Raw genomic sequence first — 11,506 nt, 5'->3', positions numbered from 1 at the left:
TGCTTTTGTCGGTCACGACCGTCAACCCCAAAGATGTCGCCCAACGCCAACAACGTCGCGATTGTCGTCAATGGACGACATCGACCGGATCTCGCCGGCGCTCGACGGCTGGCGGCTACGGCACGCGCGTTGCCCCTGCCGCTTTCGCCCGAATCACGCGTCCCCGGCTCACGAAAACCCGTGCCCGCTCTCCACTGGCCCCACCTTGATCGCCGAGCGGCAACGCGCGGCGCTGATCGCCGCAAGGCCAGGCGCGACGACGGCGGCTGGCCCACACTCTCGTTCTTCTGCGAGCTCCCCGGGCCGCAGTTGGTGAAGCTGTTCGAAGACCGTACCCTGGTCCCGTTGCTCAAGCGGCTGCAGGCCACGGTCACCATCGGGCTGGTGGACCTGGGCCGCGAGCGGGCAGAGGTGGTGCGCCGGCTGAACCGCGAGGGGATCCCAGTGAACGCGTGGCTGCTGCTGCCGGAAGAGAGCGGCTACTGGTTCAACGCGCACAACGTCAACGAGGCGTGGGAGCGCTACGGCGACTTCATCGCCTGGACGCGCGGGGAAGGGCTGCGCTGGGAGCGGGTGGGCATCGACATCGAGCCCAACATCGACGAGGTGCGCATGGTGCGGCAGCGGCCGCTGGCGGTGCTGCGCGCCATTCCGCGCATCTTTCGCTGCATCCGCGAGAACCGGGAGATGTACCAGGGGCTGGTCAATCGCATCCACGCGGACGGTTATCCCGTGGACGCGTACGTGTTCCCGTTCATCCACACGGAGCGCGAGGCGGGCACGGAGGTGCTGCAGCGCATCACGGGGATGATCGACCTGCACGTGGACCGTGAGATCGCCATGCTGTACACCAGCTTTGTGCGGCCGCACGGGCACGGGTTCCTGGACTTCTACGCGCGGCACTTTCCCGCGGTGGCCGTGGGGGTCACCGGCGGCGGGGTCGAGGAGGGGCTGGATCCACCGCCGCCGCTCACGTGGGACGAGTTCACGCGCGACCTGCGGCTTACGCGGCGCCACACGCGTGACATCCACGTGTTCAGCCTGGAAGGCTGCGTGGAGCAGGGCTACCTGGAGCGCCTGGTGGACTTTGACTGGGGCGTCCCCACGCACGCGCCGCCGGACGCGCTTGAGCGGGCCGCCGAGCTCACCCGGCGGATGAAGTTCGCCCTGCGCGCGCTGGACCGGCCGCACGTCGCCTCGCTGGCCGCCACGGCGGCCGTCGTGGTGCCCATCGGCGTGCTGAGCCTCGCCGTTCGCTTCCTGCGTCGGGAGGATCATGACGAGGCGAAGGCGGTGGAGCCGGGTCAGGCACCAGGCTGATCCGCCGGATCGCTCGACGCCTGGTCCAGCCAGCCAGGCGGCAGGTCATCCACCGTATCCACGTCCGCCAGCACCTCCAGCAGCGCCGGCTCGGTCGCCGCGGCGCGCATCCGCTCCACTGTCGTGCCGAGAACCGACGCCGTGCTCCACTCGATCTCCTGGAAGATCCCCTCGATCATCCCGCGCAGCCCCAGCAGGTAGTAGCCACCGTCCCGCGCCGGGCCCACGACCGCGGGATGCGCATCCAGCAGCTCGAACGCGCGGCGGAGCAGGGAAGCGCTCACCTCCGGCAGATCCGACCCCACGATCACCACCCGCTCCGCGCCCTCCGCAAAGGCGCGCGCGAACGCGTCCTTCATCCGCACCCCCAGGTCGCCCTCCGCCTGCGGCAGATACCGTGGACCCTCGCCCAGCCATACACGCACGGCATCCCCCGCGTCCGGCGGGGCGTAGTGTACGCGCACCGCGACGCCGTCCGCCGCGACCGCGCGCACCTGGGCCAGTGTGTGCTCCGCGAGGCGCATGTAGACGCGGAGTGCCGCCCCGTCGCCGATGGCGGCGGCAAGGCGGGTCTTTACGCGGCCGGGCTGCGGCGCGCGGACAAAGACGAGCACCGCGCGGCGCGGGACCTGTGGCTTGCTCCGTGCAGAACCGCCGGGAACGTCAGGTACGCCGAAACCCTGGAATGTCACGCCGGATGTCGAGAAGTGATGATGTGGCGCGGTGGCGCCTGGCGGGAGTCGCGGTGGCTTCTGCCGGGCTGGTGGGCCTGGGATGGATGATGGACGTGGCGCGGCGCCGGCGCGACACCGGACGGCTGCACCGGGGGATGGTGGATCTGCTGCTGAACGCGCTGTACGCCGGCGACCCCGTCACCGCGCGCCACAGCCGGCGCGTGGCGGACCTGAGCTACGCACTGGCGCAGGCGGTGGGGATGCGCGGGGCGGCGCTGCACACGCTGCGCATCGCCGCGCTGCTGCACGACATGGGCAAGATCGACGACCGCTTCTTTCACATCGTCCACTCACGCACGCCGCTTACGAAGGAGCAGCGGGCGGAGATCAAGAACCATCCGCACGAGAGCGCGCACATCCTTACGCCGCTGGAGCCGGAGCACCCCGGGATCACCGAGATCGTTTCCACGCACCACGAGTGCTGGGACGGCAGCGGCTATCCGCACGGCCTGGCCGACCTGGACATCCCGCTGGAGGCGCGCATCATCGCCGTGGCCGACGCGTTCGACGCCATGACGCAGCCGCGCAAGTACCGCGACGCCATGCCCCTGGACGAGGCGCTGCAGGCCCTGCGCGAAGGCTCAGGCAGCCAGTTTGACCCCGCGCTGGTGGAGCTGGCGGAGGCGGAGCCCGTACGCAGCGCGTGGCAGCAGGTGGTAGAGCGCGACCTGTTCGCGGAGCGCTGCGCGGCGGACGGGATCACCGAAGGCACGGAGGAGCAGCAGAAAGCCGGCACCGAGACGAAAGAATAATATCTGAACCGTCGGTTACGAACACCGGTTCACCCTCGGCTTACAGTCCCGTGGGGTGGTCGATAAAGGTCCACTCCAGGCCGAACCTCTCTTCCAGGTGCCGCGCCAGGGCACGCACGCCAAAGGTTTCCGTGGCGTAGTGCCCGCCCAGCAGCAGGTTCACGCCCCCCTCCTCCGCATCGAAGAAGTTGTGGTGCGCGCCCTCGCCGCTGACGAACGCGTCCAGCCCCATGCGCGCCGCGGCCTCCGTCTCACCCCCCGCGCCGCCCGTGATCACACCCACACTGCGAACGTGCTCCGGCCCACCGGGCACCATCGTTACCCGTCCGCCCAGCAGCGCGTCCAGCCGCGCGCACAGCGCCTCGCGGCGGATGTCGATCTCACCCCACACGCCCACCGGCGCGCCCTTGTAGTCGCCGAACGTCCCGCGGATCTCCACCCCCAGCTCGCGTGCCAGCAGCGCGTTGTTGCCCACCTCGGGGTGCACGTCCAGCGGCAGGTGCGCGGAGTAGAGCCCCACGTCCGCGTCCAGCAGCGCTTTGAGGCGGCGGTAGCGGCGCGCGGTGACCGGCTGATTGCCGTCCCAGAACAGGCCGTGGTGAACCAGCAGCAGGTCCGCGCCCTCGCGTACCGCGGCATCCACCGTGTGCTGTACCGCGTCCACCGCCACGGCGATCCGCCGCACCTGGGAGCGGCCGCAATCCACCTGCAGGCCGTTGACCGCGTTGGGGTAATCGGGCACCTCGCGGACGCGCAGGTAGCCGTCCAGGTACTCGATCAGGGCGCGAAAGTCCACGGCTTTAACGGGTTGCGAGTCGTATCCACAAATTGTGGAGAACTCAGGTGGAAAAACGGACACCCCTTCTGTGGAAAACGGCCAAATCGCTGACATACAACGACTTGGCCGCACCTGTTCAAGGTGTGGATAAACCCTGCATTTGTGTGGAGTTCTCCACGCGCGCGGGCGCGGGAAGGGCCAGCGCCTCGCCGCCGTCCAGCATCTGGATCTGCCCGCTGAAGCGGCACCCTTCCTCCAGCTTGAGGTGCTTCGAGCGGGCGCGGATGCTTCCCTCGATGTCACAGGTGGCCTGCATCTCCAGGCGGCTTTCGGCGACCACCGTGCCCCGCACCATCCCCCCGATCACGGCGTCCTGGGTAAGCACGTCGCCTACCACCTCGCCGCCGTTGGTGATGATGACCGTTTTGCCGGCGCGCACCGTCCCTTCAATGCGCCCCTCCACGCGGACGCTGCCGTCCGTGCTCAGGTCACCCACGATGTTCATCCCCGACCCGATGATCGACATCGTGCCCTCGTTGCCGGACCCGCGGGGCAGCGCGGCGCGGTCGGTGCTCTTCTTTCCCCCCAGCATCACGTCTTCAGTTCGGGTTGTGGATCAGCGCGCCGGGATCCACCGGCCGCCCGTCCTTGCGTATCTCGAAGTGCAGGTGCGGCGCGGTAGAAACGCCCGTGTTGCCGCTCAGGGCGATCACCTGCCCCTGGGGCACCCGCTCGCGCGCCCGCACCAGCAGCGACGACGCGTGCGCGTACAGCGACTCGTACCCGCCCGGGTGGGCGATGCGCACAAAGCGGCCGTACACGCTGTCCTCGCCCACCTCGGCCACGGTGCCGCCGCCGGCGGCCAGGATCCGCGATCCACTGGCAACCGCGATGTCCATGCCCGGATGGCTGCCGCGGGTGCGGGCCAGGTGCCCGCGGGTCACATATCCCCGCGCCGCCAGCGGCCAGCCGCGGGGAAGGGAAGAGCGCGGCCGCGCGGCTGACTCGCCCTCCGCGTCGGCCGCGGAATCGGCGGAGGCGCTGTCCGCCGCCGGCGCCACGCGTTCCACCGCGGGGAGCGAGGCGGAGTCCGCCCCCAGCATGGCGCGTACCTTGGCGTACTCGGCGGACAGCCGCTCCACCGTTTGCGCCAGCTCCCGCACCCGCACCCGGTCGCGCCGCAGCTCGCGCACCTCCGCCGTGAGCCCCGGCACGCGCGCCGCCTGCGCCGCCAGCCAGAACCACGACCCCGCCATCAGCAGCACCACGAACGCCAGCACCCCGGCCCCGATCGCCAACGCCCTGGCTCGCCGGTAGCTCAACTCGTACGAGCGTGTGCTCCCGGCGTCCCGGCCGTGCGGGATCCAGATGAACGTCATCTCGCGGTCGTCGCGGGCCATCGTGAACAGAGTGGTGCGTGAGTGCGTGAATGCGTGCATGCGGAAGTGGTCGCGCGGCGGGTCACTACCGCACGGACGCACCTGCGCACTCACGCACTATCTCTTTGCTTCCGAACCCAGCAGCAGCTCCAGCACGCGGTCAAAGTCGTCCGCGCTCAGGAACGGGATCTCGATGCGGCCGGCGCTCTCCCCCTGCACGCGGATGCGCACCTGCGTGCCGTATGCGCGCTGCAGCTCCGCCTCCAGGTGCCGCAGGTGCGCGTCGCCCCGGGCGGGCGCGGCGGGCGCATCTTTCGCCCGAGCCGCGGGACGGCGGTCGCGGACGCGGTCCTCGACGGCGCGTACCGTCATCCCGGTGTCGGCGGCCGTCCGCGCAAGGTCGGCAATGTCGCGCTCGTTCTCCAGCCCCAACAGCGCACGGGCGTGGCCCATCAGCAGCTTGCCCTCGTCCAGCAGCTTGTGCACGGAGGGGGGCAGGGAAAGCAGGCGCAGCAGGTTGGCCACCGTGGACCGCTCGCGCCCCACGCTCTCGGCCACCTCGGCCTGCGTGAAGTTGAAGTCGTCCATCAGCCGCTTGTACGCGGTGGCCTCTTCAAGCGGCGACAGGTCGGCGCGCTGCACGTTCTCGACGATGGCCAGCACCAGCATGGCGCGGTCGTCGATCTCGCGGACCACGACCGGCACCTCTGACCAGCCCAGCCGCCGCACCGCGCGCCAACGCCGCTCGCCCGCCACCAGCTCCCACTCCGCGCCCTCGGCGGCACCGTCGCGCGCGCGGCGCACCACCAGCGGCTGCAGCAGCCCGTTCTGGCGGATGGAATCTTCCAGTTCCGCCAACTGCTCAGGGGTGAACTCCCGCCGCGGCTGAAACGGGTTGGGTGTGATGCGCGAGCTGGGGACGGAGGTCACCGCCTCGCCCGGCGCCGCGGACGGCTGCGCGTTGTACTCGCCCAGCAGTGCGCTCAGCCCTTTGCCCAGGCGGGGCTTTTTTGCCATCGCCATGGGTTACTCTCCCGCCGCGAGCGCCGTGGGCTCCGCCGCGCCGCCGCCCGACCCGGACGCCTTGCGTCCCTTGCGCGCGATGACCTCCTTGGCGAGCGAAAGGTAGCTCTTGGCGCCAATGGACATCACGTCGTACAGCACGATCGGCTTGCCAAAGCTGGGGGCCTCGGCGATGCGCACGTTGCGGGGGATGGTGGTGCGGTAGACCTTGGGCCCAAAGTACTCCTTGGCCTCTTCCGCCACCTGCCGCGACAGGTTGAGCCGCCCGTCGTACATCGTCAGCAGCACGCCCTCGATCTGCAGCCGCGGGTTGAGGTTCTTTTGCACGATGGTCACGGTGTTCAGCAGCTGCGACAGCCCCTCGAGCGCGTAGAACTCGCACTGGATGGGGATAAGCACCGAGTCGGCCGCGGCCAGCGTGTTCAGCGTCAGCAGGCCCAGCGACGGCGGGCAGTCGATAAGGACGTACTCGTACTCGTCGCGCACGCCGGCCAGCGCATCGCGCAGAATGTTCTCGCGGCTCTTGCGGTTGACCAGTTCCACCTCGGCACCCACCAGGTCGCGGGTGGCGGGGAGCACGTCCAGGTAGGGGAAGTGGACTTCGTTGATGACGCTTTCCACCGCCGGCATGCCATCGATGAGCACGTCGTAGATGGAGCGCTCCACCTCGTCCTTGTCCACGCCCAGCCCGCTGGTGGCGTTGCCCTGCGGGTCCATGTCGATCACGAGCGTCTTTTTCTCGGCCACCGCCAGGCAGGCGCCCAGGTTGATGGCCGTGGTGGTCTTGCCGACGCCGCCCTTCTGGTTTGCGATGGCGATGATGCGCGACACGCTCGTCCTCACGCGTATGGATGGGGGTGGGGGGTGCGCTGGAAATATACGCGCGCGCGTGCGCGCGTGGAAAGGTACGCGTGCGCGCGGACCCGCGTGCGCGACGCAGCAGTGTTCCACGTGGAACATACCCGCGCTACAGTTCGGCAACCACGTCTACGGTCTGCCACAGAAAGGCAGGGGTCCACAATCGCTGGTCGCGATCCGGCAAAAGGATTTCGCGCGAAAATCGCGTTTAGGGCACTTTGACCTTCAGGACGACGCGGTGGATTGGCCATGCGGAGATCGCGCGTTTATCGCGAATCTCGCAAGCCGCCCTTGTTCGGGATCGCTTCGGAAATCGGCGTCCGCGCGGCGGGATCACACCTCGTCCGCCGTCGCAGCGGCGGCGGCGCGGTCCCGGCGCTTGCGGACCTCCATCACCAGGTTCTGCAGGTCGCTGGGGCTCACGCCGGGGATGCGCGCCGCCTGCGCCAGCGTCGCGGGACGTATGCGGTTCAGCTTCTGCCGCGCCTCGTACGAGAGCGACTCCAGTTCGGGGTAGGGAAGCAGCTCAGGAAGGGGAAAGTCCGCCTGCCGCCGCAGCGTCTCCGCCCGCACCCGCTCCTTCTGCAGGTAACCTTCGTACCGCAGCTCCATCTCCGCCGTCGTCAGCACCGCGTCCAGCAGGTGCTCCTCTGCCTGTGGCCCGCCGCCGACGGCGCCGATCAGATCCCGGATCGCCACGTTGGGGCGCCGGACGAGCAGCGACAGCCGCGTGGGTTCGCGGATCGCGGGCGAGCTGGCGGCCTGCAGCACCGGATCGGCCTGCGCGGGCGAAACGTTGGTGGTGGACAGCCAGCGGTCTACATCCTCCGCCAGCCGCATCCGCTCCTCCAGCGTAGCCTTCTGCTCCTCCGTCAACAGGCCACGATCCGCCGCCAGCGGCCCCAGCCGCGCCAGCGCGTTGTCCTGACGCAGGGTAAGGCGAAACTCCGCGCGCGAGGTGAAAAGACGGTACGGCTCGTCCGTCCCCTTGGTCACCAGGTCGTCCACCAGCACGCCGACGAACGCCTGGTCGCGCTCCAGCACCAGCGGCTCGCGCCCCAGCGCGGCGAGCGCGGCGTTGGCGCCGGCCAGCAGCCCCTGCCCGGCGGCCTCTTCGTATCCGGTGGTCCCGTTTACCTGCCCGGCCAGGTACAGGCCGTCCATGGCCTTGGACTCGAGCGTCGGCCGCAGCTGGTGGGGCGGGTAATAGTCGTACTCGATCGCGTATCCCACCTTGGTCATCCGTACGTTCTCCAGCCCCGGAATGCTGCGCAGCATCCGCAGCTGCACGTCGCCGGGAAGGGAGGTGGAGAGGCCGTTCACGTACAGCTCAGTGGTCTCAAGCCCCTCCGGCTCCAGGAAAACCTGGTGGCGCGGCGCGTCCGGAAACTTGACGATCTTGTCCTCGATGGACGGGCAGTAGCGTGGCCCCCGGCCAGAGATCTCACCCCCGTACAGCGCGGAATCGTGCAGGTGGCCGTGCACGATGTCGCGCAGCGGCTCACCGGTCCAGGTGATCCAGCAGGGGAGCTGGGGCAGCAGAGGCGCCCGCCCCCATACGGAAAGGCGGTAGTCCGGGCTCTCCCCCGGCTGCACCTCGGTCTTTGCATAATCGACCGACCGCCCGTCGATGCGCGGCGGCGTGCCCGTCTTGAAGCGCGCGACCTCCAGCCCCAGCGCCTCCATCTGCTCAGCGAGGCGGATGGAGGGAGGGTCCCCCGCGCGCCCGGCCGGCACGGAAGGAGTAAGGCCGACGTGGATGCGGCCGCGCAGAAAGGTGCCGGCGGTAAGGACGATCGAGGGCGCGTGGAACGTGTATCCGGCCTCGGTCGATACACCCGCGACACGGCCGCCGTCCATCACCAGCGCGCCGACCATCCCCTGGAAGAAGTGAAGATTGGGGTGACGCTCCAGCAGCATCCGCGCGGCGCGGGGATACAATCCGCGATCGCACTGCGCGCGCGGGGCCCAGACGGCGGGCCCCTTGGAGCGGTTGAGCATGCGGAACTGGATGCGGGCGCGGTCCGTCGCTATCCCCATCACCCCACCCAGCGCATCGACTTCGCGCACGACCGTGCCCTTGGCCACGCCGCCGACGGCGGGGTTGCAGCTCATCTGCCCGATCCCCTCCAGGTTGGGTGTGACCAGCAGCGTGCGCGCGCCGATGCGCGCGGAAGCCGCCGCGGCCTCCACACCGGCGTGCCCGCCGCCGATCACGATTACATCGTAGCGTGTTTCCAAGGAACTGCAGTGCGAAAGTGCGAAAGTGCGAGAGTGCGAAAGTGCGAAAGTGCGCGCTCCCGCGGGTGCGGTCCTGTACATCAGGGGTGGGGGAGTGTTCCACGTGGAACACTCGCAGGGAAGGGAACAGAGATCATGCGTGGCAGCGTTCGTACTCTCGTACTCTCGTACTCTCGTACTCTCGTACTCTCGTACTCTCGTACCTTCGTACCTTCGTACCTTCGTACCCTCACCCGTACGTCCGTCGCTGACCGACCCTTGGCATACGTGTTGCACCCGGGGGTGCTCCCAACATCGGGAACCAGCAACAGGGAGGGGTAGATGCAGGATGAGCGGAACTTGGGGACCGCGGGTGGCGGATCCACCGGCGGCACCGGGAGCGGGCTGGGCTCCACCGGCAGCGGCCTTTCCGGTTCCACGGGCACGGGCGGAACCGATACACTGGCCGGCGCCAACCGCGTGGGTGGGCTGGAGGAACTGCAGGAGCGCGCCGACAACCTGATGGACCAGGCGGCCGACCAGCTGGAGACCGTCGCCGAGAAGGTAGATTCGGTCGCGGGCCTTATCCCCAAGAAGGGGCTGGGCGAGCGCGCCAACACGTACGGCCACACGGCGGCCGACACGCTGGAGAGCGTCGCGCGGTTCCTGCGCGACAACGACGTGAACACGCTGCAGCGCGAGCTGGGCGGGCTGGTGTCCACCCGGCCGTTGAGCATGCTGCTTCTCGCGGTGGGCGCGGGATTCGTGGCCGGCAAGGCACTGCGCTAACCGAACGGAGGACGATCTCATGGCGGAACTGCACGTAACACCGCCCGACCCCGCTGGCGGCCGCGCCGCGGGCGGCACCGAACCCGCGCTGGGCGACCTGTTCCGGCAGCTGGCGCAGGACAGCGCCACGCTTGTCCGCCAGGAGATGAACCTCGCCAAGGCGGAGCTCAAGTCCAACGTAAAGAGCGTGGCGCGCGACGCGGCCATGGTGGCGGTCGGCGGCATCCTGGCCCTGGTGGGCGTGGTGGTGCTGATCGCGTTCCTGGTGGTGGCCGTGGGCGACGCGCTGGACAACTACTGGCTGGGCGCGCTGGTGGTCGGCGTACTGTTTCTGCTGGTGGGCGGACTGCTCGCGATGAGCAGCCTCAAGAAGCTCAAGCACGAAGAGGTAGCGCCGACCCGCACCCTGGAGACTCTCAAGGAGGACAAGCAATGGCTGCAGAGCGAGATCAAGCAGGTACGTCGGGACCTGGCCTGAGCGGCACCGGCCGCGACAGCGGGGCGACGATGCGCGCGGGTACTTCGGGCTCGTCGTCCATGGGCGACCGGGGACTGGGCAGCGCCGAAGTGCACACCGGCCTGCACAGCGGCGGGAACGACGAGTACTCGGGGCTGCAGTTTGCGGGTCGCGAGTCGCAGGGCGGCGTGGGCGGGCGGCTGCGCGACGTGGCCGACCGCGTGGGCGGGCCGGTGCGCAACCTGGCCGGCAACCTGGGCCCGCGCGTGAGCGACGCGGCGGAGGCCGTGCGCGACCGCACCAGCGGCGTGCGTGAACGGGCGACCACCGCGCTGGAAAAGGGCGGCATGCTGAGCCGCCTGCGCGAGAACCCGCTCCCGGTGCTGGGCGTGGCCTTCGCCATCGGCTTCCTTCTCGCCGCGCGCGATGACGACGACGAGTTCGGCGAGTCCAACCGCGGCCGTGCGCGCAGCGAGCTGCGCGACGCGCTGATGGCCGGCGTGACGGCAGGCCTGGCGCAGGGTGCCCGCGGCTTCCTGAACCAGGCCGGCTCGGAAAGCACCGGCTTCGTCAACACGCTGATGGATGCCTTCCTGGGCCAGACCGGCGGCGGCAACACCGGCGGGTCGACGGGTGGCGGGGCGCTCTCGGGTGGCGGTACGTACGGTTCTACCGGTGGATCGGCGTCGCGCACCAACCGCGGCGGCTCCACGGCCGGTAGCGCGGGGCGGTCGGGCGCCGCGTCGCGTCCGCCCAGCCACCAGGAATACTGACGGCGTGGCGGAGGCCGGATATCGTGTGACCGGCCGGGTGCAGGGAGTGGGCTACCGATGGTGGGCCCGCTCCCTCGCCGTTCGTCTGGGAGTCACGGGCACCGTCCGCAACCTCCCCGACGGATCCGTGGCGGTGCACGCGCGCGGCGCCGACGACCAGCTCCGCCAACTGCAGGCGCACTTGGCGGAAGGACCGCCCGGCGCGCGCGTCGCCTCCGTCGATCCCCTCCCGTTCTCCTCCGACGGCTTCTCCGACGGCGAGTTCGTCATCGCCCGCTGATTTCCGAATAGGTCCCGCAGAAAACCGGCTTTCGAGATTCGCGATAAACACGCGATCCCGGATTGGCCAATCCACCGGGTCATTTTCGCGCCTGGATCGCCGGAGAAACGATTCTCAGGCGAAGTTTGCCTCCGATCACCGGA

Annotated in this window: 13 protein-coding genes; 6 read left to right on the top strand and 7 right to left on the bottom strand. The window is 69.5% G+C overall.

Annotated elements, in window-relative coordinates:
- Positions 1–312 precede the first annotated feature (312 nt).
- The gene (locus tag ACOJUJ_RS12385) at positions 313–1,320 is read left to right on the top strand and encodes a hypothetical protein (RefSeq protein WP_420127190.1); all 1,008 of its coding nucleotides are present in this window, start codon (positions 313–315) and stop codon (positions 1,318–1,320) included.
- On the opposite strand, the gene ACOJUJ_RS12380 is transcribed toward ACOJUJ_RS12385, so the two are convergent.
- Positions 1,305–1,934 (bottom strand): TIGR04282 family arsenosugar biosynthesis glycosyltransferase, encoded by a 630-nt coding sequence (locus tag ACOJUJ_RS12380; RefSeq protein WP_420127189.1) that lies wholly within the window; start codon positions 1,932–1,934, stop codon positions 1,305–1,307. The genes ACOJUJ_RS12385 and ACOJUJ_RS12380 overlap by 16 nt on opposite strands.
- Before the next feature lie 83 nt (positions 1,935–2,017).
- Between ACOJUJ_RS12380 and ACOJUJ_RS12375 the strand changes: the two genes are divergently transcribed.
- Positions 2,018–2,806: an HD-GYP domain-containing protein gene (locus ACOJUJ_RS12375; protein WP_420127188.1), complete on the top strand. Its 789-nt coding sequence runs from the start codon at positions 2,018–2,020 to the stop codon at positions 2,804–2,806.
- A gap of 40 nt (positions 2,807–2,846) precedes the next feature.
- Here the strand turns inward: ACOJUJ_RS12375 and ACOJUJ_RS12370 are convergent, their stop codons facing one another.
- From ACOJUJ_RS12370 to mnmG, 6 genes are all read right to left on the bottom strand, one after another.
- Positions 2,847–3,602, bottom strand: a complete 756-nt coding sequence (locus ACOJUJ_RS12370) for a Nif3-like dinuclear metal center hexameric protein (RefSeq protein WP_420127187.1) — start codon at positions 3,600–3,602, stop codon at positions 2,847–2,849.
- A gap of 118 nt (positions 3,603–3,720) precedes the next feature.
- The gene (locus ACOJUJ_RS12365; protein WP_420127186.1) at positions 3,721–4,176 is read right to left on the bottom strand and encodes a bactofilin family protein; all 456 of its coding nucleotides are present in this window, start codon (positions 4,174–4,176) and stop codon (positions 3,721–3,723) included.
- A gap of 7 nt (positions 4,177–4,183) precedes the next feature.
- Positions 4,184–4,984, bottom strand: a complete 801-nt coding sequence (locus ACOJUJ_RS12360) for a M23 family metallopeptidase (protein ID WP_420127185.1) — start codon at positions 4,982–4,984, stop codon at positions 4,184–4,186.
- A 96-nt stretch (positions 4,985–5,080) separates the two neighbouring features.
- Positions 5,081–5,986, bottom strand: a complete 906-nt coding sequence (locus tag ACOJUJ_RS12355; protein WP_420127184.1) for a ParB/RepB/Spo0J family partition protein — start codon at positions 5,984–5,986, stop codon at positions 5,081–5,083.
- A gap of 3 nt (positions 5,987–5,989) precedes the next feature.
- On the bottom strand, positions 5,990–6,817 hold the full coding sequence (locus ACOJUJ_RS12350; RefSeq protein ID WP_420127183.1) for a ParA family protein: 828 nt from the start codon (positions 6,815–6,817) through the stop codon (positions 5,990–5,992).
- Positions 6,818–7,177: 360 nt separating this feature from the next.
- Positions 7,178–9,085, bottom strand: coding sequence for a tRNA uridine-5-carboxymethylaminomethyl(34) synthesis enzyme MnmG (mnmG, locus tag ACOJUJ_RS12345; protein ID WP_420127182.1), 1,908 nt, complete (start codon positions 9,083–9,085; stop codon positions 7,178–7,180).
- A 321-nt stretch (positions 9,086–9,406) separates the two neighbouring features.
- Here mnmG and ACOJUJ_RS12340 point away from each other — a divergent pair, with 321 nt between their 5' ends.
- The 4 genes from ACOJUJ_RS12340 to ACOJUJ_RS12325 are packed head-to-tail and all read left to right on the top strand — an operon-like array spanning position 9,407 to position 11,363.
- Positions 9,407–9,853, top strand: a complete 447-nt coding sequence (locus tag ACOJUJ_RS12340; protein WP_420127181.1) for a hypothetical protein — start codon at positions 9,407–9,409, stop codon at positions 9,851–9,853.
- A gap of 19 nt (positions 9,854–9,872) precedes the next feature.
- Complete coding sequence (locus ACOJUJ_RS12335; protein ID WP_420127180.1) at positions 9,873–10,331, top strand: phage holin family protein; 459 nt, start codon at positions 9,873–9,875, stop codon at positions 10,329–10,331.
- Positions 10,286–11,083 (top strand): hypothetical protein, encoded by a 798-nt coding sequence (locus tag ACOJUJ_RS12330; protein ID WP_420127179.1) that lies wholly within the window; start codon positions 10,286–10,288, stop codon positions 11,081–11,083. Before ACOJUJ_RS12335 ends, ACOJUJ_RS12330 begins: the two co-directional genes overlap by 46 nt.
- 4 nt (positions 11,084–11,087) lie before the next feature.
- The gene (locus tag ACOJUJ_RS12325) at positions 11,088–11,363 is read left to right on the top strand and encodes an acylphosphatase (protein ID WP_420127178.1); all 276 of its coding nucleotides are present in this window, start codon (positions 11,088–11,090) and stop codon (positions 11,361–11,363) included.
- The last annotated feature ends 143 nt before the right edge of the window (positions 11,364–11,506 follow it).

Source organism: Longimicrobium sp., from assembly GCF_048594345.1.
Classification (GTDB): domain Bacteria; phylum Gemmatimonadota; class Gemmatimonadetes; order Longimicrobiales; family Longimicrobiaceae; genus Longimicrobium.
The sequence above is the reverse complement of the archived record's forward strand: the minus strand, read 5'-3'. Positions and strand labels throughout refer to the sequence as shown.